At 73.5% G+C, this 22,889-nt stretch carries 25 protein-coding genes; 19 read left to right on the top strand and 6 right to left on the bottom strand.

What is annotated here, in order from left to right:
* From E2C06_RS11100 to E2C06_RS11110, 3 genes are all read left to right on the top strand, one after another.
* The coding region (locus E2C06_RS11100) for a tryptophan synthase subunit alpha (protein ID WP_193560448.1) at positions 1–189 on the top strand (189 nt) is incomplete at its 5' end.
* Positions 190–275: 86 nt separating this feature from the next.
* Positions 276–1,220, top strand: coding sequence for an acetyl-CoA carboxylase, carboxyltransferase subunit beta (accD, locus tag E2C06_RS11105; RefSeq protein WP_133288677.1), 945 nt, complete (start codon positions 276–278; stop codon positions 1,218–1,220).
* Positions 1,221–1,227: 7 nt separating this feature from the next.
* A complete protein-coding gene (locus tag E2C06_RS11110; RefSeq protein ID WP_133288678.1) occupies positions 1,228–2,499 on the top strand; it encodes a bifunctional folylpolyglutamate synthase/dihydrofolate synthase in 1,272 nt (423 codons plus the stop codon).
* Here E2C06_RS11110 and E2C06_RS11115 read toward each other — a convergent pair.
* On the bottom strand, positions 2,460–5,528 hold the full coding sequence (locus tag E2C06_RS11115; protein ID WP_133288679.1) for a beta strand repeat-containing protein: 3,069 nt from the start codon (positions 5,526–5,528) through the stop codon (positions 2,460–2,462). The two genes, E2C06_RS11110 and E2C06_RS11115, sit on opposite strands and share 40 nt — an antisense overlap.
* A gap of 355 nt (positions 5,529–5,883) precedes the next feature.
* On the bottom strand, positions 5,884–6,351 hold the full coding sequence (locus tag E2C06_RS11120) for a zinc-ribbon domain-containing protein (protein WP_165982330.1): 468 nt from the start codon (positions 6,349–6,351) through the stop codon (positions 5,884–5,886).
* Between the two features lie 102 nt (positions 6,352–6,453).
* On the opposite strand from E2C06_RS11120, the gene E2C06_RS11125 reads away from it, so the two are divergent.
* The 4 genes from E2C06_RS11125 (at position 6,454) to E2C06_RS11140 (ending at position 9,538) form a co-directional block, all read left to right on the top strand.
* The gene (locus E2C06_RS11125; protein ID WP_133288804.1) at positions 6,454–7,116 is read left to right on the top strand and encodes a cell division ATP-binding protein FtsE; all 663 of its coding nucleotides are present in this window, start codon (positions 6,454–6,456) and stop codon (positions 7,114–7,116) included.
* A 123-nt stretch (positions 7,117–7,239) separates the two neighbouring features.
* Positions 7,240–8,139: a cell division protein FtsX gene (locus E2C06_RS11130; protein ID WP_133288681.1), complete on the top strand. Its 900-nt coding sequence runs from the start codon at positions 7,240–7,242 to the stop codon at positions 8,137–8,139.
* Complete coding sequence (locus tag E2C06_RS11135) at positions 8,136–8,744, top strand: YdcF family protein (protein WP_133288682.1); 609 nt, start codon at positions 8,136–8,138, stop codon at positions 8,742–8,744. Before E2C06_RS11130 ends, E2C06_RS11135 begins: the two co-directional genes overlap by 4 nt.
* Positions 8,741–9,538, top strand: a complete 798-nt coding sequence (locus E2C06_RS11140) for a lysophospholipid acyltransferase family protein (protein ID WP_133288683.1) — start codon at positions 8,741–8,743, stop codon at positions 9,536–9,538. Before E2C06_RS11135 ends, E2C06_RS11140 begins: the two co-directional genes overlap by 4 nt.
* 238 nt (positions 9,539–9,776) lie before the next feature.
* Here the strand turns inward: E2C06_RS11140 and E2C06_RS11145 are convergent, their stop codons facing one another.
* On the bottom strand, positions 9,777–10,364 hold the full coding sequence (locus tag E2C06_RS11145) for a gamma-glutamylcyclotransferase (RefSeq protein WP_133288684.1): 588 nt from the start codon (positions 10,362–10,364) through the stop codon (positions 9,777–9,779).
* 76 nt (positions 10,365–10,440) lie between these two features.
* Here E2C06_RS11145 and E2C06_RS11150 point away from each other — a divergent pair, with 76 nt between their 5' ends.
* Positions 10,441–11,625: a DUF2125 domain-containing protein gene (locus E2C06_RS11150; protein WP_165982331.1), complete on the top strand. Its 1,185-nt coding sequence runs from the start codon at positions 10,441–10,443 to the stop codon at positions 11,623–11,625.
* Positions 11,626–11,736: 111 nt separating this feature from the next.
* Here E2C06_RS11150 and E2C06_RS11155 read toward each other — a convergent pair whose 3' ends face one another.
* Positions 11,737–12,021 (bottom strand): hypothetical protein, encoded by a 285-nt coding sequence (locus tag E2C06_RS11155; protein ID WP_133288686.1) that lies wholly within the window; start codon positions 12,019–12,021, stop codon positions 11,737–11,739.
* A gap of 130 nt (positions 12,022–12,151) precedes the next feature.
* On the opposite strand from E2C06_RS11155, the gene E2C06_RS11160 reads away from it, so the two are divergent.
* From E2C06_RS11160 to E2C06_RS11175, 4 genes are all read left to right on the top strand, one after another.
* Positions 12,152–13,426, top strand: coding sequence for an MFS transporter (locus E2C06_RS11160; RefSeq protein ID WP_133288687.1), 1,275 nt, complete (start codon positions 12,152–12,154; stop codon positions 13,424–13,426).
* Positions 13,427–13,489: 63 nt separating this feature from the next.
* Positions 13,490–14,575, top strand: coding sequence for a multidrug effflux MFS transporter (locus E2C06_RS11165; protein WP_133288688.1), 1,086 nt, complete (start codon positions 13,490–13,492; stop codon positions 14,573–14,575).
* A complete protein-coding gene (locus tag E2C06_RS11170; protein ID WP_133288689.1) occupies positions 14,548–14,727 on the top strand; it encodes a hypothetical protein in 180 nt (59 codons plus the stop codon). The genes E2C06_RS11165 and E2C06_RS11170 overlap by 28 nt, the downstream gene beginning before the upstream one ends.
* The gene (locus tag E2C06_RS11175; RefSeq protein WP_133288690.1) at positions 14,724–15,065 is read left to right on the top strand and encodes a calcium-binding protein; all 342 of its coding nucleotides are present in this window, start codon (positions 14,724–14,726) and stop codon (positions 15,063–15,065) included. The genes E2C06_RS11170 and E2C06_RS11175 overlap by 4 nt, the downstream gene beginning before the upstream one ends.
* Positions 15,066–15,075: 10 nt before the next feature.
* Here E2C06_RS11175 and E2C06_RS11180 read toward each other — a convergent pair whose 3' ends face one another.
* A complete protein-coding gene (locus tag E2C06_RS11180; protein WP_133288691.1) occupies positions 15,076–15,651 on the bottom strand; it encodes a YqgE/AlgH family protein in 576 nt (191 codons plus the stop codon).
* A gap of 201 nt (positions 15,652–15,852) precedes the next feature.
* Here E2C06_RS11180 and E2C06_RS11185 point away from each other — a divergent pair, with 201 nt between their 5' ends.
* Positions 15,853–16,335, top strand: a complete 483-nt coding sequence (locus E2C06_RS11185) for a peroxiredoxin (protein WP_133288692.1) — start codon at positions 15,853–15,855, stop codon at positions 16,333–16,335.
* A gap of 118 nt (positions 16,336–16,453) precedes the next feature.
* Positions 16,454–16,720, top strand: coding sequence for a hypothetical protein (locus E2C06_RS11190; protein WP_133288693.1), 267 nt, complete (start codon positions 16,454–16,456; stop codon positions 16,718–16,720).
* Positions 16,721–17,216: 496 nt separating this feature from the next.
* Here the strand turns inward: E2C06_RS11190 and pdxR are convergent, their stop codons facing one another.
* Positions 17,217–18,728, bottom strand: a complete 1,512-nt coding sequence (gene pdxR / locus E2C06_RS11195) for a MocR-like pyridoxine biosynthesis transcription factor PdxR (RefSeq protein WP_241671218.1) — start codon at positions 18,726–18,728, stop codon at positions 17,217–17,219.
* A gap of 37 nt (positions 18,729–18,765) precedes the next feature.
* Here pdxR and E2C06_RS11200 point away from each other — a divergent pair, with 37 nt between their 5' ends.
* The 5 genes from E2C06_RS11200 to E2C06_RS11220 all read left to right on the top strand — a co-directional run bounded on the left by E2C06_RS11200 (position 18,766) and on the right by E2C06_RS11220 (position 22,778).
* Complete coding sequence (locus tag E2C06_RS11200) at positions 18,766–19,500, top strand: pyridoxamine 5'-phosphate oxidase family protein (protein ID WP_133288694.1); 735 nt, start codon at positions 18,766–18,768, stop codon at positions 19,498–19,500.
* The gene (locus E2C06_RS11205) at positions 19,481–20,896 is read left to right on the top strand and encodes an amidase family protein (protein ID WP_133288695.1); all 1,416 of its coding nucleotides are present in this window, start codon (positions 19,481–19,483) and stop codon (positions 20,894–20,896) included. The genes E2C06_RS11200 and E2C06_RS11205 overlap by 20 nt, the downstream gene beginning before the upstream one ends.
* 89 nt (positions 20,897–20,985) lie before the next feature.
* Complete coding sequence (locus E2C06_RS11210) at positions 20,986–22,101, top strand: MBL fold metallo-hydrolase (protein ID WP_133288696.1); 1,116 nt, start codon at positions 20,986–20,988, stop codon at positions 22,099–22,101.
* 124 nt (positions 22,102–22,225) lie between these two features.
* Entirely contained in the window at positions 22,226–22,447 is a 222-nt protein-coding gene (locus E2C06_RS11215) for a hypothetical protein (protein WP_133288697.1), read from the top strand.
* A 91-nt stretch (positions 22,448–22,538) separates the two neighbouring features.
* Positions 22,539–22,778: an LPXTG cell wall anchor domain-containing protein gene (locus E2C06_RS11220; protein WP_165982332.1), complete on the top strand. Its 240-nt coding sequence runs from the start codon at positions 22,539–22,541 to the stop codon at positions 22,776–22,778.
* Positions 22,779–22,889 lie beyond the last annotated feature (111 nt).

The following is a 22,889-nucleotide window of genomic DNA, read 5'->3' on the forward strand; positions in this document are numbered from 1 at the left end:
GGCTTCGGCATCCGCACGCCGCAGCAGGCCGCCGAGGCGGCGCGGCTGGCCGACGGCGCGGTGGTCGGCACCGCGCTGGTCGACACCCTGGCCGCCAGCCTCGACGAGGACAGAAGGGCGCGGCCGGAGACGGTGCGCCAGGTGCTCGACCAGGTGCGCGGACTGGCCGAGGCGATCCGGGCGGGGTGACTCCACCGGAATGACCCTGGCCGCAGTCCCCCCTTGCATCCCGGGGGGCGCCGCGCCTACTCCGGCCCCATGGTCGTGAGGATTCGATGAACTGGATCAGCGAATGGGCGCTGCCGAAGATCAAGACGCTCTTCGGCGCGCCGCGCGAGGTGCCGGAAAACCTCTGGCACAAGTGCTCGGCCTGCGAGCAGATGATCTTCCACCGCGACCTCGAGCGGAACCTGCATGTCTGCTCGCATTGCGGCCACCACATGCGGGTCGGCGCCCGGCAGCGGCTGGACTACACGCTGGATGAGGGATGGCAGCGGATCGAGCTGCCGAAGGCCCCGGCCGATCCGCTCCGCTTCCGCGACCAGCGCCGCTATGGTGAACGCCTGCGCGAAGCCCAGGCCAAGGCGGGGCAGGAGGATGCCGTGGTGGTCGCGCATGGCGCCATCGAGGGCAACCGCGTCGTCGCCGCGGTCTTCGAGTTCAGCTTCATGGGGGGATCCATGGGCGCCGGCGTGGGCGAGGCGCTGGTCACCGCCGCGCGCCTGGCGGTGCTGCAGGACAGCCCGCTGATCGTCTTCACCGCTTCGGGCGGCGCGCGCATGCAGGAAGGCGCCATCAGCCTGATGCAGATGCCGCGCACCGTCATCGCCACCCGCATGGTGAAGGAGGCCGGGCTGCCCTTCATCGTGGTGCTGGCCGACCCGACCACCGGCGGCGTGACGGCGAGCTTCGCCATGCTGGGCGACGTCCAGATCGCCGAGCCGGGCGCCATGATCGGCTTCGCCGGCGCCCGCGTCATCGAGCAGACGGTGCGGGAGAAGCTGCCGGAAGGCTTCCAGCGGGCCGAATACCTGCTGGAGCACGGCATCCTCGACATGGTGGTAAAGCGCGGCGAGATGCGCGCGACGCTGGCGCGCCTGATCGGCCTGCTGCGCCTGCCGGAACGCCTGCCGGAGGAGACCGCCACCGAGCCGATGAGCCCGGCGCCATTGCACCTTGCCGCCCCCGCCGAGCCGGAAAGCGCCGGCCCGGCCGAGTGAGGCTCCGATGAGCCGGTCAGAAGCCATCCTCGACCGGCTGCACGTGCTGCACCCGGTGCTGATCGACCTCAGCCTGGGGCGGCTGCAGCGGCTGCTGGCGGCGCTCGGCCATCCGGAGCGCGCCCTGCCGCCGGTGGTCCATGTCGCCGGGACCAACGGCAAGGGCAGCACCTGCGCCTTCCTCCGCGCCGTCGCGGAAGCCGCGGGCCAGCGGGTCCATGTCTTCACCTCGCCCCACCTGGTCCGCTTCCACGAGCGCATCCGTCTGGCGGGTCGGCTGGTGGAGGAGGATGTGCTGGCCGCCGCGCTCGAGGAGGTCGAGGCGGTGAATGCCGGCGCCCCGATCACCGTCTTCGAGGTGATCGCCGCCGTCGCCTTCCTGCTGTTCAGCCGCATCCCCGCAGATCTGCTGGTGCTGGAAGTCGGCCTCGGCGGGCGGTTCGACGCGACCAACGTGATCGACCGCCCGGCGGTCACGGCGATCACCAGCATCTCCATGGACCACATGGATTTCCTCGGCGACACACTGGCAAAGATCGCCTTCGAGAAAGCCGGCATCCTGAAGCCCGGCGTGCCCTGCGCGACCGGGGCGCAGGACCCGGCGGCCTTCGGCGTCCTCGCCGCCGAGGCCGCGGCGCGGGGCGCCCCGCTGCTGGCCCGCGGCGCGGCCTGGACGATTGGGGAAATCCCCGGCGGGCTGCGCTACGCCGATACCGCCGGGGTGCTGGACCTGCCGCCGCCCGGCCTGATCGGGCCGCACCAGGCGGACAATGCCGGCATCGCTATCGCTGCGCTGCGCGCCTGGGCGCCGCCCTGGCTGGACGCTGCGGCGACCGCCGCCGGCCTGGCCACGGCCGAGAACCCGGGCCGGCTGCAGCGGCTGCACGGCGCCCTGGCGGCATCGCTGCCCGCGGAGTGGGAACTCTGGCTGGATGGCGGGCACAATGCCGGCGGCGGCCTGGCGCTCGCGGCCCAGCTCGCCCGCTGGGCCGACCGGCCGGTGCACCTGGTCGTCGGGATGAAGGGCGGCAAGGCGGTGGTCGACTTCCTCCGCCCGCTGCTGCCGCATGCGGCGACGCTCTGGGCGGTGGCGGAGCCCGGCCAGCACCTGGCGACGCCGGTCGAGCGCATCGTGGAGGCAAGCGGCGGCCTGGCCCGCCCCGGCCCGACCGTGGCCGCGGCGCTGGCCGCTATCCCGCGCGGCGGCCCGCCCGCCCGGGTGCTGGTCTGCGGCAGCCTCTATCTGGCCGGCGAGGTGCTGAAGGCGGACGCGGCCTGAGCCGCGCCGCGGGCCGGTGCCCCGGTGTCAGACCATGTGCCAGCCGTTGTCGATATAGGCGAGCCGCTGCGCCGCGACGACATCCAGCCCGTGCATGGTCCAGACCTGCGCCTCGGTGACGCTCCGGCCGGCCAGGGGATCCTGCCGCCAGAGGATGTCCGAGCGGCCGTCACCGTCGTAGTCGCCGACCGCCGCAACCCGCCAGCCCGCGACATGGCTGTCACGGTCCGGCCCTCGAGCACCGTGGTGCCGTCCATGCGCCAGCCCGCGACGTTGCCGCTGCCGTCCTGGAACAGGATGTCCGAGCGGCCGTCGCCGTCGAAGTCGCCGACGCCCGCCACCACCCAGTCCGTGCCCGGGGTCGAGACCGTGCCGCCGCCGAGGAAGCTCGTGCCGTCCATCCGCCAGATCGCGATGCTGCTGTCGGCGTCGCGCCAGAGGATATCCGACCGGCCGTCACCGTCGAAGTCGCCGATGCCGGCGACCGACCAGCTCGCATCGACCGCCGCGATGGCGCCGCCGCCGGCGCCGCCCAGCCCGTCCATCTGCCAGAGCGAGACGGTGCGGTAGTCATGCCCGGCAAAGGACTCGACGCGGCTGAACAGGATGTCCGAGCGACCGTCGCCGTTGAGGTCGCCGACCCCGGCGATGTCGAAGGCCTGGCCGGCCGCGGGCCGGTAGATGGTGCCGCCGCTGCCGTAGCCAGTGCCGCTGTCGTTCAGCAGCCAGATCGCCGCCGTGCCGTCCGGCATGTGCCAGAGCAGGTCGGCGCGGCCATTGCCGTCGAAGTCGCCGGTGGCGGCGACGCTCCAGCCCGGGTCGATGATGGTGAAGCTGTCGCCATGGTCGAAGGCCCCGCCGGTGACATGCCATTGCGCCAGAGTGCGGTAGCCGGGACTGGCCTGCGTGCTGTCGAACAGGATGTCGCTCTGGCCGTCGCCGTCGAAGTCCCGTTCGGCGGTGCGGAGCTGGACGGTGCCGTCGGTGAACCGCACCGCCTCGACGTCGCGCAGCGTGTCGGTGCCGTCCGGGCCGGTGGCGGTCCAGCTGCCATCCGCATGGTGGGTCAGCGTCGTCGCGGCGCGTGTTCCGCCGAGCACGGCGGTGTCGTGTCCCGCGCCGCCCTTGATGGTGTCGTCGCCGGCGCCGCCGTGCAGGACGTCGTTGCCGGCGCTGCCGACGATGCTGTCGGCGAAGGCCGAGCCGCGCAGCTGCACCACGCCGATCAGCCTGTCGGCACTCGGCGTGGCATAGGCTTCCTGCACCGTGCCGGCGCCGAGATCGGCGATGATGGCCGGGCCGTCCCGGTAGTCGGCGACGAGGAAGGCGCTGCCGCCGGCATCGATGGTGTCGTTGCCCTGACCGCCGGAGACGTAGGTGTCGGCGACGAGCGCCGCATGGCCGGTGAAGCTGTCGCCCGCGGCGCTGCCCACCACCCGCTCGATGCCGGTGAGGCTGTCCGTCCCGCCGGCGGCACCCTTGGCGACCGTAGCCGCGTCCGCCCCGGTCCAGGCCAGCGTGATCGGGGTGGCGGACTGGCCGTAGTCCAGGGTGTCGAGGCCGGCATTGCCGGTATAGCTGTCGTTGCCGCCCGATCCATGGAAGACATCCGCATCGGCGCTGCCGACCATGACGTCGTCGTAGCGCGACCCGACCACCGCCCGGACGTGGTAGAGCATGTCGTAGCTGCCGGCGCCATCGGCGGCCACGCCCGTCGTGAGGTTCACCCCGATCGCGACGCTGCCGGAGTAGTCGAGGACGTTCAGGACATTGCCGGCGCCGTCGATCGAGTCGATGCCGCCCAGGCCGCGCAGCAGCGTCACCTGGGTCGCGCCGGCGAAGCCCTTGAGGATGTCGCCTCCCGCGGTGCCCTCGATGACGTGGATCCCGGCGAACCTGTCGGCTCCGCCACCGCTCTTGGCCACGGTGCCGGCGCCGTCGGCGGTCAGCCGGACGGTGACGGTTCGCCCGGCCAGCCCGGCGTAGCTGAGCGTATCCGTGCCGCCGCCGCCGGCATAGGTGTCGCTGCCCAGGCTGGCGTCGAAGTACTCGCCGCGGCCGCTGCCGGTGATGAGGTCGTCATAGGCCGAGCCGCGCACATGCAGCACGTTCTGCAGGACATCGAGGCTGCCCGAATCATCGGTGGCGCGCTCCGTCCCGAGGTTGATCGACACGCGCCCGGTGCCCAGCGAATAGTCGACCAGGTTCAGCAGGTTGTTGGCGCCGTCGATGGTGTCCGCGCCGCCCATGCCGCGCAGCACCTGCAGTTCCGTCGTGCCCGCGAAGCCCTTGATGCTGTCGGCGCCGTCGGTGCCGGTGATCACACCGAAGGCGATGAAGCGGTCGGTCCCGCCGCCGCCGCTCTTGACCGCGATGCCGGTGCCGGTGCCGCTCAGCGTGACGGTCACCGTCCTCCCGGCGAGGCCGGCATAGTCGAGGCTGTTGCTGCCGCCGGCGCCGAGCAGGGTGTCGCCGCCCAGGCTGCCGAGGAAGGTATCGTCACCGCTTCCCCCGATCAGCCGGTCCGAGAAGTCGGAGCCGCGCACCCGCAGGACGTCGATCAGGGTGTCGACCCCGCCGTCGCCGTCGCGCGCCCGGCCGATGCGGTGGCCGTCGGCATCAAGCTCGACCTGCAGCCTTATGGAGACGGCGTCCCCGGCCTGGGAATAGTCGAGCTCGACCCCGGCGAGGCCGCCGGCATTGACGATGTCATCGCCCGCGCCGGGCCGCACCGCGAGGATGGGACCGTCGATGCTGCTCGGGCCGGAGGCGGCGGAGAAGTCAAACAGGTCATGGCCGGCGCCGGCGGCGACGACGGAAATGCCGGAGATGGTATCGGTGCCCGAGACCGTGCCGGACAGGCGCTTCTGGATGGTGCCGCTGCCCAGCGCGGTGAATGTGGCGGTCAGGTCGTAGCCGTCGGGCAGGCCGTCATAGATGAGGATATCCAGGCCGCCGCCGCCGACAATCAGATCCGAGCCGAGGCCGCCGGTGATGGTGCTGCCGGCACTGTCCCCAATGAGAGTCATGAATGATGAACCGCGTTGCTGTTTCGCATCTCGCAACATTTTTTCATGTCGAGAGCGTTTAAGAAAGTAGAAATATAAATTAATAGGTTTTTGTTGTGCGTTTTCGCACATCAAGCTGCTTCGGCCCTTTGGCTGCGCTCCGCCCTGTCCCGACCTGCGACCTGGCAGGAGTCGGTTCGTCGAACGATGGTCGAGGCCGGACGTCCGGTGGCAGGACCCTTGGCTTTCGCGACTTGACCGGCCAGGTCGAACGGAGCGGCCCGCGCCGCTGTCCCGGGCAGGACGCCCGCCGGGCCGGCTGCGGCGAAGCAGGCCGCGATGCGCCCGCGCGGCAGGCCTGCCGCGACCGGCGGCCTCAGCCGATCGCCGTCACCCCGAACATCAGGTACAGGCGCGCCGCCGGTGGCCAGGCGCCGACGATTTCGGCGCGGAACAGCCACAGCGCCGTGCCCATCCCCAGCACCGCGAGCAGCGAGGCCGCCCATGCCAGGCGCAGCGCCGGGTCGCCCCGGCCGGCCCCGTCCGGCGGCTGCGGCAGCGGCGGGTCGATCAGCTGCGGCGCGCGGTGGAGGCCGGACAGGCCCGGCGGGGGGGCTTGGGGCGGCGGGTCCGGCAGTGCCCCAAGACCGGCCAGCGGCGCGAAGGCGGGAGAGGGGGCGGGTGGTGGGGCGGCTGACCCGGGCGCCGGCGACCCGGCCGCGCCATCCTCGGGCTGCACCCGCCAGGCATGCCCGCAGGTCTTGCAGCGCAGGCTGCGGCCGGTGCCGATCAGCCGGTCCGGAACCTCGTAGGCGGCCGCGCAGGCCGGGCAAATGATACGCATCGTTGTGGCAATGTGACGGTCGGGCCCTTCTGCCGCAAGCGCCTCTTCGCCGCGCGGCATCAACCCTTGGCGCTGCCCCGCCGCATCGGCATTGTCCGCGCCATGGTGCGTTTCGGGGATGTGGGGCTGCGCTACGGGGGAACGGGGCCGGAGGTCCTGCGCGACCTCGATTTCCTGCTGGAGGCCGGGACCTTCCACTGGCTGCTGGGCCCCTCGGGCGCCGGCAAGTCGTCCCTGCTGCGGCTGATGCACCTGGCGGCGCGGCCGAGCCGGGGGGAGGTCGAGGTGCTGGGCATCCCGCTGTCCCGCGCCCGGCGCGGCGCGCTGCCCGCCTTGCGCCGGCGGATCGGCGTGGTCTACCAGGATTTCCGCCTGTTGCCGCATCTGTCCGTCTTCGACAACGTCGCCCTCCCGCTGCGGGTGGCAGGCCGGGCGGAGGCGCAGAGCCGCGCCGACGTGACCGAGATCCTGCGCTGGGCCGGGCTGCACGCGAAGGCCGACTCGGCGCCCGCGGCGCTGTCGGGCGGCGAGCAGCAGCGGGTGGCGATCGCCCGTGCCGTGGTGATGCGCCCGGCCCTGCTGGTGGCGGACGAGCCGACCGGCAACCTCGACGTGCCGCAGGCCCGCCGGGTGCTGTCGCTGCTGCAGGAGATGCACCGGATGGGCACCACGGTGGTGGTGGCGACGCATGCCGAGGGCCTGGTGGCGGAATACCCGGCGCCGGCCCTGCGCCTGGCCGAGGGCCGGCTGGTCTCGCATGCCTGAGGCATGCCGCCGGGCGGAGCATCCCGGCGCCGCGGCGGACCCGGCCGGCCCGCGCGCGCGAGGTGTCCGCATCCTGGCAGGTGAGGCGGGGCAGTTGAAACCGAGCCGATCGGAGCCGTGGCGATGAAGCTGCGCCGCAGCCGCGGCCGTGATCCGCTCGGGCTGCGCCGCGTGCTGTCGGACCGGCTGCTGCCGGCCCTGGTCGCCGCCATGGCGCTGCTGGCGGCGCTGACCCTGGCCGGGGCGCGCGGCGCCGCCGACCTGGCCGCCCGCTGGGAAGGCGGGGCGGCGACCGCGCTGACCGTGCAGCTGCCGCACGGCGCCCGCACCGACCGGCCGCTGGCCGCGCTCGCTGCCCTGCCGGAGATCGCCGAGGCGCGGCTGGCCGACCCGGCCCGGCTGGCGGCGCTGCTGCGGCCCTGGCTGGGCGAGGCGCCGGCGCTGCCCCTGCCGGTGGTGATCGAGCTGCGCCTGGCCCGGTTGCCGGCCGATGCCACCGCGCTCGGCGCCCGCATCGCCGCGGCGGTGCCGGGGGCGACGGTCGAGGCGCATGGCGTCTGGGTCGCCCGGCTGCTGGCCCTGGCGCGCAGCCTGGAAGCGGTGGCACTGGCCGCGCTGCTGCTGGTCGCCGGCATCGCCACGGCCGTGGTCGCGGTCGCGGTGCGGGCGGGGATCTCGGCCCGGCGGGAGGCGATCGCCATCCTGCATGCCCTCGGCGCCACGGATGGCGACATCGCCGGCCGCTTCGCCCAGCGCGTCGCGCTGCTGGTCGGGCTGGGGGCGCTGGCCGGCACGCTGGTGGCGGCGCCGGTGCTGGCCGGCTTCGCCGGCCTGGCGGCGCCGCTGCTGGGCGGCGCGGCGGCCGGGGTGGCGGACCCTTCCGGCGCCTACCAGTTCTGGGCCGGCTTGCCCTGGGGCAGCCTGCCCTGGGCGGAGCTTGCCCTGCTGCCGCCGGCGGCGGCGCTGATCGGCTGGCTGACCGCGCAGGTCACGCTGCGGCGCTGGCTGCGGCGGCTGCCATGAGCCGCCGCCGGCTGGCGCTGCTGCTGCTGCCGGTGCTGCCCGGGCTGCTGCTGGTGCTCGGCTTCGTCCATTTCCTGGCGCTCGCGGCGGCCGGCCCGGCCGAGCCGGAGCGGCCGACCGACGGCATCGCCGTGCTGACCGGCGGGGCGGAGCGCGTCGAGACCGGCCTCAGGCTGCTGCGGGAGGGGCGGGCGCGGGTGCTGCTGGTTTCCGGCGTGCATCGCGACGTGACCCTGGCGGACCTGGCGCATCGGGCCGCGCTGGGGCCGGGCGACCTGGCGGGCCGCGTCGCGCTGGGGCATGAGGCGACGACCACGCGCGGCAACGCGGCGGAGATCGCGGCCTGGGCGCGGGCGGAGCATTTGCGCTCGATCCGCGTGGTCACCGCGGGCTACCACATGCCGCGGGCGCTGCTGGAGCTGCGCCGCGCCCTGCCGGAGGTGGCGCTGCTGCCGCATCCGATGCTGCCGGCGACGCTGCGCGACGCGGGGGCGGCCGGGCGGCTGCGGACCTGGTCGCTGCTGCTGCGCGAATACCTGAAATACCTCGCGGTGCGGGCCGGGCTGTCCGGCCCGGCGCCGGGGCCCCTGGATACGAGATCATGATCTGGCTGCGTTCGCTGCTGTTCAACCTGGCCTTCTGGCTGCTGACGCTGATCCTGGGGCTGATCAGCCTGCCGCTGCTGCTCGGGCCGCGGCAATGGCTGGCGCCGCTGATGCGCTTCTATGCCTGGATGAACGTCGCGCTGCTGCGCGCGATCTGCGGCATCCGCCTGCAGGTGGAGGGGCGGGAGCACCTGCCGGCCGCCGGCGGCGCGCTCATCGCCTCGAAGCACCAGTCGGCCTTCGACACCTTCATCTGGTTCGGCCTGCTGCCGGATGTCACCTATGTCCTGAAGAAGGAGCTGCTCTGGGTGCCGGTCTGGGGCTGGTTCGCGCGGAAGACGCGGCAGATCGCGGTGGACCGGTCGGCCGGGCCCAGCGCGGTGCGGCACCTGGCCAAGGCCGGCAAGACGGCGGCGGCCGAAGGCCGGCAGATCGTCATCTTCCCCGAGGGCACGCGGGTGGCGCCGGGAGTGCGCGGGGTGATCCAGCCCGGCATCTCCGCGCTGGCGGCGGCGACTGGCCTGCCGATCGTGCCGGTGGCGACGGACAGCGGCGTCTGCTGGGGCCGCCGCGCCTTCCGCAAGCGGCCGGGCACCATCCGCATCCTGGTGCGCCCGGCCCTGCCGGCGGGATTGCCGCGGGCTGAGCTGCTCGCCCGGCTGGCGGCGGCGATCGAGCCGGGGCCAGGGGGAGAACCAGGGGGAGAACCAGGGCCGGAACCAGTCCTGGGCACGGCTGGGGAGCAAGCTGTGGATAAGCCGGTGGAAAGCCCCACCGCGACGCTTCGCCGCTGACTCCAGCATGCGAGCGCAAGTCGCTGCAATCGGCCGGTTTTTCGCCGCACCCACCAAGCCCCACGGCAGTTATCCACAGAATTTATTTGTCATAACCATTTGATTTTACTAAGTATTTTGCGCAGGACCTGGGTCCGGGGCGGCATGGGTCCGGACCCGCTGCAACCATGACGAGACCTGGGGAAAGCCCTTTCAGGGGCATTGTGGACAAACCGTCCGCCTTGCGACACGGACAGGTTCAACCAGCCTCCGGCGGGCCTTGCGGGATGGTGTCCGGGGCCGGCGGCAGCAGCGCGGCGATGCGGTCCAGCCCGGCATCCCGCACCCCCATCGCCCGCAGATGCGTCACCGTGTTCAGCAGGTAGTCGCGGTTCGCCCCGGCCTGGCCGATGCCGCGTGCAATCGCCCGGGCCGCTTCCTCGGCCGCCGGCCGGCAGTAATGCGCGCTGCCGCGTTCCACCACGTAAGTCACCGCGCGAACCGTCCGGCCGCTGTCGAGCAGCCGCACCGGCAGCAGGCGGCGGGCATAGACGACCTCGTCGCCGATGTTCTCCCGCGCATCGAGGTAGTCGAGCACCGCCGCGGCCTCCCGCCCCGGGACGCTGAAGGCGACGCCCCGGCAGGCGCCGCCGCGGTCGAGCCCGAGCACCAGGCCCGGTGCCTCCGGCGAACCGCGGTAGATCCGGCTCCAGATGCAGAAACGGCGGTGGAAGCCGCGCAGCAGGGCGGGATGCGCCGCCGCATGGGCGAAACCGGGCCGCCAGATCAGCGAGCCATAGCCGAAGACATAGAGATGGCCGTCCGGGTCGAGCGATCGGCTGGGCATGCGGGTCGGGCGGTCTCCGGGCCGGGCGGGGGCGTCTCGCCGCCATTGGCTGGGGGGGCGTATATCGACCGGCGGAATGGCCCTCAACCCACCCTCCCGCCCAACCCGCCCAACCCGCCCGCGGCCCAGGCCGGGCCGGCTGCTGCTGCGCGGCCTGCTCGGGCTCGGGCTGGCGGCGGCGCTGCTGGCGGCCGGGCATGCGCTGCTCTGGCGCTGGATGGCCGGCCAGCTGGAAGCCGGGTTCCAGGATTGGGCGGCGCAGCGCCGGGCGCTCGGCTGGCGGTTGGACCATGCGCCGCCGCTGCGCGGCGGCTGGCCGTTGGCGGCGACCCTGACCCTGCCGCGGTTCCGGCTGTCCGGCGACGGCACCCCGGCCGTCGGGCCGGTCGCGGGGATGGCCGGGGCGATCGAGTGGCAGGCGGATGCGCTGGTGCTGCGCCTGGCGCCGCCGCGGCTCGACCGGCTGGTGGTGGAGATGCCGGGTCGGCACCGGCTGCGGCTCGGCGCGATCGAGCTGCCCTTCGCCGCCGACCGGCTGGCCGCGACCCTGCCGCTGGAAGCCGGGGTGCTGCCGCGAGAGGCCCGGCTGGACGCCGGGCGGCTGCGGCTCGGCACCCCGGCCGGCACTGTCGAGGCGGGTGACGCCATGCTCGAGGTCGAGACCCGGATGACCGCGATCGAGGGCGAGCCGGCGGTGGCGCTGCGGGTCGCCGCATCCCAGCTGCTGCTGCCGCCGGGCGAGGCGGGCGGGCTGGCGCCGGCGGTCGGCGTGCTGGGACGCGCGGTGGCGGAGGCGGCGCTGGACCTGGCGCTGACCGGCCCGGTGCCGCCCGGCCGCGGCCCGGCCGCCAAGGCGGAGGCCTGGCGGGACGGCGGCGGGACGCTGGCGCTGCGCGGGCTGCAATTGCGCTGGGGGCCGCTGGCTGCGAGCGGCACGGCGACGCTGACCCTGGACGAAGGCCTGCAGCCGATGGGCGCCGGGACTTTGCGGGTGGCCGGCGCGGGGGAGGTGCTGCAGGCCGCGGCGCAGGCCGGGTTGCTGACCCGCCAGGCGGCGGCGACCGGGCGGACCGTGCTCCGCCTGCTCAGCCGGACCCCGGCGGCGGGCGGCCCGGCCGAGCTGGAGGTGCCGCTGACGCTGGAGGACCGGGTGCTGACGGCGGCGCGGATGCGGCTGGCGCAGTTGCCGGCCTGGTCCTGGCCGGCGCCGCCCGAGCTGCCGGACGCGGCGCAGGATCCGTCGCTGCCGGCCCGGGATTAGCAAGCGCGCCGGAGCAGGACGTGGAGGAGCAGGGCGTGACCCTGCTGTGCGGGCTACAGACCGGCGCGGTGCGCCGAACCGGCTCGTCGTCCTGTGGCGGTGCCGCGGGCGTCATGCCGCGTGCCAGCCGTCCGGCACGCAGGCGAGGGTGCAGGGATGGGCGACCAACAGCCCGTGCATCGTCCAGACCTGCAGCTCGGTGGCTCCTCTCGCGGCGGTCAGCGCGTGCCGCCAAAGGATGTCCGACCGCCAATCGCCGCCGAAGTCGCCGGTGCCGAGGACCTTCCAGCCGAAGCCGGCCGGCGGCGTGAGCACCGTGTCGCCGCGCAGGAAGATGCCGCCGTCCATGGTCCGGACCGGGACCTCGCCGCTGGCCTGGTTCTGCCGGTCTTGCAACCCGTTTCTTGCAACCCGTTCCGATTTGATGCCGGGCGCCGGCCCATGCGGCGCCGCACGCGGCGCCCCTGGGCATCGCCCGGCGGCCATGGCCTGATGCCGGCGCGGCAGGAGCCGCCCAAGGAGCGGCATGGTGCAGGGAAACGGCGAGCAGCGCGGCCCGGAAGCGCGCGCCCCGGATGGCCCGGCGGTCGAGGGACGCGCCGCCTGGGCGACGGCCATCGCCGCCACCGCCATCCTCGCGGTGTCCTTCGGCGCGCCGCAACTGCTCGTCGTCGCGCTGGTGCCGATCGCCGAGGACCTGGGCGCGGTGCGGGCGGTGCCCTCCCTCGCCGCCTCGGCGGCCTATTTCGGCGCCGGGCTGGGCGGCATCGGCATGGGCTGGATCGCCGGCCGCACCTCGGCCCGGCTGACCGGCCTGCTCGGCGGGGCGATGATCGCGGCCGGCTGCGCGCTCGCCTCGGGCGGCGCCGCCTGGCAGCTCGTGCTCGGCTACGGGCTGCTGATCGGGCTGCTCGGCAACGGGGCGCTCTACGCGCCGCTGATGACGCATGTCTCGCACTGGTTCGACCGAAGGCGCGGCACCGCGATCGCCCTCGTCTCCTCCGGCCAGTATGTCGCCGGCGCGCTCTGGCCCAGCCTGTTCGAGCGCGCGGTGGCCGGCATCGGCTGGCAGCGGACCATGCTGGGCTACGGGCTGCTGGCGGCCGTGGTGATCATGCCGATCGCCGCCTGGCTGCCGCCGCCGCCCGCCCTGCCGGCCCCGGGCAGCGCCGCGGCGGGGCCGCCGGCGGGCGGGCGGGTGCTCGGCCTGCCGGCCAATGCCGCGCTGCTGCTGCTGGCGGTCGCCTCCTTCCTCTGCTGCATCCCGATGGCGATGCCGGCGGCGCACCTGGTCGCCTTCTGCGGCGACCTCGGCATCGCCGCGCGGCAGGGCGCGCTGATGCTCTCCCTGCTGCTGGCCATGGCCTTCCTGGCGCGGCAGGCCTGGGGCTGGGTGGCGGACCGGATCGGCGGGCTCAACACCGTGCTGGCCGGCAATGTCCTGCAGGCCCTCGGCATGGTCGCCTTCCTGGCGACGCAGGACGAGGCCGGGCTGTTCCTGGTGGCAGGGCTTTTCGGCCTCGGCTTCAGCGGGATCGTGCCGGCCTATGTGCTGGCGGTGCGGGAGCTCTTTCCCGCCGCCGAGGCGGCCTGGCGCGTGCCCTGCCTGCTCTTCCTCAGCCTCTCGGGCATGGCGGCCGGGGCCTGGCTGGCCGGCGTGCTGTACGACGGCTTCGGCAGCTATGCGGTGGCCTGGCGGGTCGGGATCGCCGCCAACCTGGCGGCGCTGGCGATCCTGGCCGGGCTGGCCGCGCGCCAGGGCGGCCGGCGGCGGGCGGTGCGGCCGGGCATCGCGGCCTGAGGCGCAGCGCTGCCGGGGCCGGCGTGATTGGCCGCGGCGCCGCATCCGGCCTAGGACCCGCCGGTGAGCCCACGCGACCTCCCGGACAGTCTCCTCGCCCCGCCCGATGCCGCCGCCGCGCCGGCGGCCAGGCCGAAACCCTCCATAGTCCTGCTGGTGGCGATGACGGGGCTCGGCCCCTTCACCATGCAGATCCTGATCCCGAGCCTGCCGATGCTCGCGGTCGCGCTCGCCGTGCCCTATGCGACCATCCAGCTCACCCTGACGCTCTACCTGGTGGGCGTGGCGCTGGCGCAGCTGGTCTATGGACCGCTGTCCGACCGCTACGGGCGGAAGCCGCTGCTGCTGGCCGGGCTCTGCATCTACCTCGTCGGCAGCGTCGGCGCGGCGCTGGCACCCTCCGCCACCTGGTTGATCGTGGCGCGGGTGCTGCAGGCGGTCGGCAGCTGCGCAGGCCTGGTGCTCGGCCGCGCCATGATCCGCGACAGCTACCCGCGCGAGCGGGCGGCGGCGGTGCTCGGCTATGTCAGCACCGCCATGGCGGTGGCACCGATGCTTTCGCCGATCATCGGCAGCCTGCTGCACGAGCATTTCGGCTGGCGCGCCACGATGCTGTCCTGCCTGGTCTTCGGCCTGCCGCTGCTGGTCGCGGTACGCGCGAAGCTGCCGGAGACGCTGGTCCAGCCAGCGCCGCTGCCGGGGCTCGGCGGGCTGCTCGGCGCCTATCGGACGCTGCTGCGCATTCCGGTCTTCCGCGCCTATTGCGGCATCACCGCCTGCGCCACCTCGATGTTCTTCTCCTTCGCCGCGGGCGGGCCTGTGGTGGTGGTGCAGGGGCTCGGCCATGCGCCGACCAGCTATGCCATCGCCATGATGCTGGTCTCGGTCGGCTGGTCGAGCGGCACCTTCACCGCGGCGCGGCTGGTCGGCCGGCTCGGCACCGGGCGGATGCTGCGGATCGGCAGCGGCGTCACGGTCGCCGCCGGCGCGCTGGCCCTGGCCCTGCCGCTGCTGGCGCCGCCCAGCCTGCTCGGCTTCTTCATCCCCATGGCGCTGGTGGCCATCGGCAACGGCATGACCCAGCCGAGCGCGGTGGGGCGGCGGCGATCAGCGTGCGGCCGATGCTGGCGGGCACGGCCTCCGGGCTGATCGGCGCGCTGCAGATGGGGGCGGGGGCGTTGGCAACGGTGCTGGCCGGGGTGACGGAGGGCGGCGCGGGCATCGCCACCGGGGCCTGGATGCTGGCCGGGGCGATCGGGGCGCAGGTGGCGCTGCGGGCGGTCAGGCGGGCCGGGGGGTGAGATCCGGCTTCGATCGGTGGCAACAATCCCCCGGCGTCCTCCCGGCAGGCGCCGGGGACGACCACGTTGCCGGCAACGGCGGGGCGGACCTGCTCTATGGCGGAACCGGCACCGACCGGCTGCACCGCGCCGGCGGCAGCGACGCGATCCCCGACTGGCAGGACGGCAGCGACCTGATCGATGCGCGCGCCCCGACGCCGCTCGGCCTGCACGGCATCGGCGGCCCTGTTATCACCGCTAGCGGCACCAATGCCGTCGTCGCCCATGCCGGCGGCACCCTGACCGTCGTCGGCGCGGCGGGAAAGATCGACGCGGCCGACATCCCGCCTTTTGCCTGATCGCCCGCCGTCAGGCGTGTCCGGCGGCGCCCGAGAGCAGGGCGGGGTCAACCTTCAGCTTGGCCATGGCCTGCAGCCACTTGCGCTCGCCATCCTCGCCGAACAGCAGCGCCTCGTCCGGGGTGACGGAGAGCCAGGAATTGGCCTGGATCTCGTCCTCCAGCTGGCCGGGGCCCCAGCCGGCATAGCCGAGCGCCAGGATGCCCTCGCGCGGGCCGCCGCCACCGGCGATGGCCGAGAGGATGTCGACGCTGGCGGTCAGCGCGAGGTCGTCCGCGACCTGCAGCGACTGGTCGTTCGACCAGTCCCGGGTATGCAGCACGAAGCCGCGGCCGCCTTCCACCGGGCCGCCCTGGAACAGCCGGATGCGCCGCTGCGGCGGCACCGGCTGCAGGCCGAGCTGCTTCAGCAGTTCGTCGAAGGAAAGCCCTTCCAGCGGCTTGTTCAGCACGATGCCCATCGCCCCGTCCGGCGAATGGGCGCAGAGGCAGATGACCGTGCGGGAGAAGCGCGGGTCCTGCAGGCTGGGCATCGCGATCAATACCTGCCCGCCGAGATAGCCTTCCTGGCGGGAGGAGCGCGTCATCGTTCCGGGTCGCACGCGTCTTGCCATGCATCCAAGATGGCTGCGGCGCGGCCGGCGCGCAAGCATCGCGGGCCCCCTGCGCCGCAACCTGTCACCGGCGGAAAAGTGCCGGGAAACGGAACCGCGAGCGGCCCGCGGTGACAGGACCAGCGGAAGCCACTACACCCTTCGGGACCGCAAAGCGGAGGAAGGGACCAACCCATGACGATCCAGGTCGGAGACAGCATCCCGTCGGCCAGGCTGATGCAGGGCACGGCCGAAGGCCCGAAGGAGATCAGCACCGAGGAGCTGTTCGGCGGCAAGACCGTCGTGCTGTTCGGCGTGCCCGGCGCCTTCACCCCCACCTGCTCGGCCAAGCACCTGCCGGGCTACGTGGAGAACTACGCCGCGCTGAAGGCCAAGGGCGTCGACACCGTCGCCTGCATCGCGGTGAACGACGCCTTCGTCATGGGCGCCTGGGGCAAGGACCAGGGCGTCGGCGACAAGGTGATGATGCTGGCCGATGGCAGCGCCGATTTCACGAAGAAGCTCGGGCTCGAGCTCGACCTGGTCGCCCGCGGCCTCGGCGTGCGCAGCCAGCGCTTCGTGCTGGTGGCGAAGAACGGCAAGGTCACGCACATCGCCGTCGAGGCGCCGGGCGCCTTCGAAGTGAGCAAGGCCGAGGCCGCGCTCGCGGCGCTCTAGGCTGCGACCGGAAAAAGCCTGCCGGCTCGCGGCGGGGCGACTATAACTGGGCCGGGTTGCGGGAACTCCGTAGCCCGGTCCCTGCTTTGTTCGCCGATCCGTACGGAGAGACCAGGCGTTGAATCCTTTCACCACCGCGACCCTTGCCTGGCAGACCGCCTTCGTCTTCACCCTTCGCAGCATGCAGTTGTGGACCGAACCGGCCGAGGCCCAGGCGCGGCTGACCGGCTATGCACTCGAGAAGCAGAAGGCCTTCACCGCCGGCGCCATGGCCGCCAGCCAGGCGATGCTGGCCGGGCAGATGGGCCATGCGGTGTTCGAGGCGGCGATGGCGCCGGCGCATCGCCGGGTGCAGGCCAATGCGCGGAAGCTGATGCGGGGCTGACACCGCGGCCTGGCCGCCGCTGCCCCGGCCGAAGGGTGGGGGCGGCCTGAGGCAGCGCAGCGCAACGGGCTTTCACCGGTGCGGGCGGCGACGGCCTGCAGGACGCAAGCGCCCTTGCGGCCGGCGACGACGCGGCGTTCCGGGCCGATGCCGGCCGCCACACCCTGCTCGGCAGCGCCGGCGACGACCGGTTCGATGGCGGCAGCGGCGCCGCCCACGTCGTCTGGGGCAGGTCGAGCGGCACCCAGGTCGACCTTGACGCCGTCGCGGCCGTCACCTGCGGATGGAAGATCTGCGGCGAGGCTGCCTACGACTGCGCCCCAGTCTCGGTTGCGGCGTCCGGCGACATGAACGGCGACGGCAAGCAGGCCATCCTGATCGGCCTTCTTCGCCAACGACGCCGGCGCCGCCTGTGTCGTCTATTCGCCCGCCGACCGGATCGGCCGGCACTGAGGCAAGGGCGGGGGGCCGCGCCTCCCCGCCATGGCGGCCGGCCTCACCCGCCGGTCGCCGCCCCGAGCTCCCGCGCCGCCCAGCGCAGCGCGCCGGGCTCATGGCCGGAGAAGCCGAGCAGCAGGGCGCGGACCGGCGGCGCCCCCAGGAACATCGGGCTCAGCGGCCGCGCCACCACCCCGCGCCGCGCCGCGGCCGCGGCCAGCGCCACGTCGTCCATGCCGTCCGGCAGCCGGGCCAGCAGCTTCAGCCCCTGCTCTGGTGGCTCCACCGCCAGCATCGGCGCGTGCTCGGCCAGCGCCGCCACCAGCGCGTCCCGCCCGGCGCGGTAGCGCAGCCGCATGCGCCGCAGGTGCTGGGCGAAATGCCCCTCCGCCAGGAAGTCGGTGACGACGCCCTCGGCCAGCCCGGCCGGGTGCCAGTCGGTCATCAGCCGCGCCGCGCGTACCGGGTCGAGCAGCGACGGCGGCAGCACCGCGTAGCCCAGCCGGAGGCCGGGGAACAGCACCTTGCTGAAGGTGCCGACATAGATGACCCGGCCGGCGTCGTCGATGCCCTGCAGGGACGCGAGGGGCCGCCCGGCATAGCGGAACTCGCTGTCGTAGTCGTCCTCCAGCACGAAGGCATCGGCGCGCCGCGCCCAGGCCAGCAGTTCCAGCCGCCGCGCCATCGAGAGCACGACGCCCATCGGGTACTGCGACGACGGGGTGACATAGGCCAGCCGTGCCGCCGGCGCCGCGGCGATCCCCCGCGCGACCATCATCCCCTGGGCATCGACCGGGACGGGGACGATGGCGGCGCGCGCCGCGGCCAGCGCCGCGCGGAGGGCGGGGTAGCAGGGATCCTCCACCCAGACCGCCTCGCCCGGTTCCAGCAGCACCCGCAGCACCAGATCGATCGCCTGCTGCGCGCCGGCGGTCACCACCACCTGGTCGGGGTCGCAGCGCACCGCGCGGGCGGCGCGGAGATGGGCGGCGATCGCCTCCCGCAGCGGCCGCGCGCCCTGCGGGTCGCCATAGCCGAAGAGCGCCGGGTCCGGCGTGCCGAGCCGCTTCAGGGTCAGGCTGCGCCAGACCGCCTGGGACCTGTCGTCCCAGCCGGTGCGGCCGGTGTTGAAGGGCCGGGTGGAGGGCTGCGGCGAGGCCGGGTCGGCGCGGAAGCGCAGGGTCGAGGCGGGCACCGCGGCGGGTGCCGCGGGCGGCGGCGGCGGCGCGGCTTCCAGCCCTTCCGGCAACCCGGCCGAGACATGCGTCCCGGCCCCGACCCGTCCGGTGACGAAGCCCTCGGCCAGAAGCTGGTCATAGGCCGCGACCACGGTGTTGCGGGCGAGGCCCAATTGCAGCCCGAGCGCCCGGGTCGAGGGCAGCCGCGCCCCCGGCGGCAGCGCGCCGGCCAGGATCGCGCCGCGCAGCGCCAGATAGACCTGCCGCAGCATCGGCACCGCGCTGGCGCGGTCGAGGCCGGGCAGCAGAAGCTCGGCGGGTTCGGGCATCGGATCGGCAATGGACCAGCGGGGATGGCCGGGATTGGCCCTCGCGCCGGTCCAATCATCCATGCGACACGGCAGCCTGTCCAACCTGCCGAGTGTCCCGATGCCAGATCTTCCCAGCCCGGGGGCCAGCTACCCCGTCACCCCGCGCAACAAGGTCCGCCGCCTGCACGAGCGCGCCCGCTACGACCATGCCTCCGTGCATGCCATCCTGGATTCGGCGATGCTCTGCCACATCGCCTATGTCATCGACGGAATGCCCTATTGCACGCCGACCGCCTTCTGGCGCGAGGGCACGCACCTCTACTGGCACGGCTCCTCGGCCAGCCGGATGCTGCGGACGCAGAAGCCGGGCCTGCCGGTCTGCCTGACGGTGTCGCACCTCGACAGCCTCGTGCTGGCGCGCTGCGGCTTCAACCACTCGGTCGACTACCGCTCGGCCATGTGCTTCGGCACCGCGCATATCATCGACGACCTCGATCACAAGGCGCGCGCGCTCGACGCCATGATCGACCGCTTCTACCCCGGCCGTAACGCCGAGCTGCGTCCCAGCACCACGCAGGAGCTGAAGGCGACCATGGTGGTCGGCATGGAGATCGAGAGCGCCGCGGCCAAGGTGCGCGCCAAGGGCGTCGGCGACGAGGAGGAGGACTACGCGCTGCCGATCTACGCCGCGCGCTTCCCCGTGCGCCAGGTGATCGGCGCCGCCGAGCCCTGCCCGCGCATGCCGCAGGGCGTTGCCTATCCGCCCGGCCTCGCCGGCTTCCGCGACGGCCGCCGGCTGGACGAGATCATGCTGGAGAGCCACCATAGGCTCTATGGCGATACGACCGACTGACGACCTGGCGACCGCCACGGCGGTGGAGATGGCGGCGATGGTGCGCGAGCGGCGCGCCTCGCCGGTCGAGATCACCGAGGCGGTGCTGGCGCGCATCGCCGCCTGCGAGCCGAGGCTGAACGCCTTCGCCGCGCTGGATGCCGAGGGCGCCCGCGCCGCCGCCCGCGCCGCGGAGGAAGCGGTGACGCGCGGCGCCACGCTCGGCCCGCTGCACGGCGTGCCCGTCACCATCAAGGACATCCAGGCGGTCGCGGGCCTGCCGACCCGGCGCGGCTCCCGCCTCTCGGACGCCACGCCGGCGACGGCCGACGCGCCGCTGGTCGCCCGGCTGCGCGCTGCCGGCGCCATCGTCCTCGGCAAGACCACCAGCACCGAGCACGGCTGGACCGCGGTCAGCCACAACCCGCTGACCGGGGCGACGCACAACCCCTGGGCGCATGGCCTCACCTCGGGCGGGTCGTCGAGCGGCGCCGCGGCGCTGGCCGGCGCCGGCTGCGGGCCGCTGCACCTCGGCACCGACGGCGCGGGGTCGATCCGGCTGCCCGCGCATTTCTGCGGCGCGGTCGGCTTCAAGCCGACCTACGGCCGGGTGCCCTACGTGCCGCACCCGAACAACGGTGCCATCTCGCATGCCGGGCCCATCACCCGCAGCGTCGCCGATGCCGCGCTGATGTTCTCGGTCATGGCCGGCCCGCATCCGCTCGACCACACCACGCTGGGCGAGACCTTCGCGGCCGAGGTGCCGCCCGGCGGGGTGCGCGGCCTCCGCATCGCCTATAGCCCCGATCTCGGCCATGCCCGCGTCGATCCGGAGGTCGCCGCGCTGGTCGAGGCCGCGGTGCGCGCGCTGGAAGCCGCCGGCGGCACGGTCGAGCAGGTGACGCCGCCCTGGGGGCCGGACGGCCCGGCGCTGGAGCGGCGGATCTGGGGCGGTGCCTATCGCCCCTTCCTGCCGAAGGATGCCGCCGAGGCGGCGCAGATGGACCCCGGCCTGGTCGCCTGCACCGAGGCCTATCGCGATTTCTCCTTCATGGACGGCCACGCCGCGCAGGGTCGCCGCATCGCCTATGCGGCGGCGGTGAACGACTGGTTCGGCACCGCGGGCTTCGACCTGCTGGCAACGCCCAGCGCCTCCGTCGCCGCCTTCCCCGTCGGGCTGCAGCGGCCGCCGCACTGGGAGCGCCACGACTGGGACTGGCTGGTCTGGGCCGAGTTCTCCTACCCCTTCAACCTCAGCCACGGGCCGGCGGTCTCGGTGCCATGCGGGCGGACCGCGGCCGGCCTGCCGGTCGGGCTGCAGCTCGCCGGACCGCGGCTGGCGGACAGCCTGGTGCTGCAGGCCGCGGCCGGGTTCCTCGAGTCGCAGCCCTTCCGGCCGGCCTTCGCAACGCCGTAGCCGCGGCGGTTCTCCCGCGCGCATACTGCGCGACGCCGTAGCCGCCGCGGTTTTCCCGCGCGCATGCTGCGCGACGGAGGAACCGCGCCATGATCCCACGCCGCCGCCTGCTGCAGGGCTCCGCCGCTGCCGCCGCCTTCGCCTGCACCGGCTTCCCGGCCGGCGCCGCGACCCCGCGGATCGAGGCGCCGGAGGTGGACAGCCTGTCCATCCAGGTGGTCACCGACGGCAACCACGACGTCTTCATCAGCGGCGCCCAGGTCCCCGGCGTGCGGATCGAACGCGTGCGCGGCTTCCGCGGCGCGCAGGAACGCCGCGTGCTGCGCAGCGAATGGGGCCTGTCGCTCTGGATGGCGTCCACCCGGGGCGCCGAGACGAAGCGCCTCCTGCTCGATTTCGGCTGGACCGGGGAGACGCTGAACAACAACCTCGAGCTGCTCGGCCTCGATCCCGCCAGCCTGGATGCCCTGGTCGCCAGCCACGGCCATCTCGACCATTTCGGCGGGCTGGAGGGATTTCTCGAGAAGCACCGGGCGCGGATGAAATCCGACCTCCGCCTCTATCTCGGCGGCGAGGACGCCTTCTGCCAGCGCGTCTCGCCGGCCGGCAACGGCGCCTTCGCCAGCTTCGGCCGGCTGGACCGGTCGATGCTGGCGGCGGCGCGGGTGACGCCGGTGCTGAGCGAGGAGCCGTTGGTGATCGAAGGCCACGCCTTCACCACCGGCATCATCCCGCGGGTCAGCCAGGAACGCGTGCTGCCCAATACCTCGGTCGTCTTCGGCCAGCAGGACGGCGGCGGCTGCGACGTGAGCAAGTATGCCGAGCACCACTTCACCCCGGCCGAGCTGGCCGGCACGCCGGTGCCCGACCAGCACCTGCACGAGCACGCCACCTGCTACAACCTGAAGGGCCGCGGCCTGGTGATCGTCACCTCCTGCGGCCATGCCGGCATCCTCAACACCATGAGCCAGGCCCGGGCGGTGACTGGCGTAAAGAAGATCCATGCGCTGGTCGGCGGCTTCCACTTGGCCCCGGCGCCGCAGGACTACCTCGACCGCATCATGGCCGAACTGAAGCGCCAGGACATCGACCACGTCTTCCCAATGCATTGCAGCGGGCCGAATTTCCTCGAGGCCGCGAAGCGGGAGATGCCGCAGGCGCTGGTGCTCTGCACAACCGGCAGCCGCTTCGCCTTCGGCGCCTGAATCCTGAAAATAGAATTATTATCATTTACGCATAGATCGCGGAGGGGCATGATCCGCCTGAGCATCGGCCGCGCCGGCGGCGCATGGCCGTGGCGGGGGGCATGCTCCAAACGGGAGGCACCCCATGTACAACGCGATCATCGGCCACATCACCGGCAATCTCTGGCTCTGGACCGGCATCGGCCTAGGCATCTCGGCCCTGGCCATCCTCATCAGCATCAGTCTAGGCAAGGGCTACTACCTCGCCGAGATCATAACCCTCGGCGCGATGTTCGGCGCGACGACGATGATCCTGGCGAGCCAGAAGGGCATGGTCCATGCCGCGCCGCCAGAGGACGAGGTCTGAACCTCCCGCCGAGTTGAGGGCCGGGCATCTTCTGGTGCCCGGCACGACGGCCAACCTGCGGCTTTCAAACCGAAGGAAGGAACGTCCCTCCATGCCGCAGCAGAATGCCGAACGCTCCACCCTGCCGTCCACCGGGCACGCCACGGGTCGCTTGTGGCTCTGGGCCGGGCTCCTCGCCGTCCTGGCAGGCCTCGCCGTTGTTGCCCGCATGCAGGTCGGAATCGGCTACCATTTCGGCGATGTTGCTGCCCTCGCGCTCATGGCGAGCGCAACCTTCATCATCCTGATCAACCAGCGCGGCATGCCGGCGCACGGCGAAGCCGAGAACTGAGCCGCCCTCCACCCCATCCCCTGCCGGGCCGATGGATCGGAAACGCCGCTCGGGCGTTCCGCAGCCTGAGCGGCGGCGCGTGCCGCCGTTTCGCAGGTCATGGGTAAAGGG

Origin of the sequence: Dankookia rubra (assembly GCF_004355005.1) — a bacterium.
GTDB lineage: Bacteria > Pseudomonadota > Alphaproteobacteria > Acetobacterales > Acetobacteraceae > Paracraurococcus > Paracraurococcus ruber_A.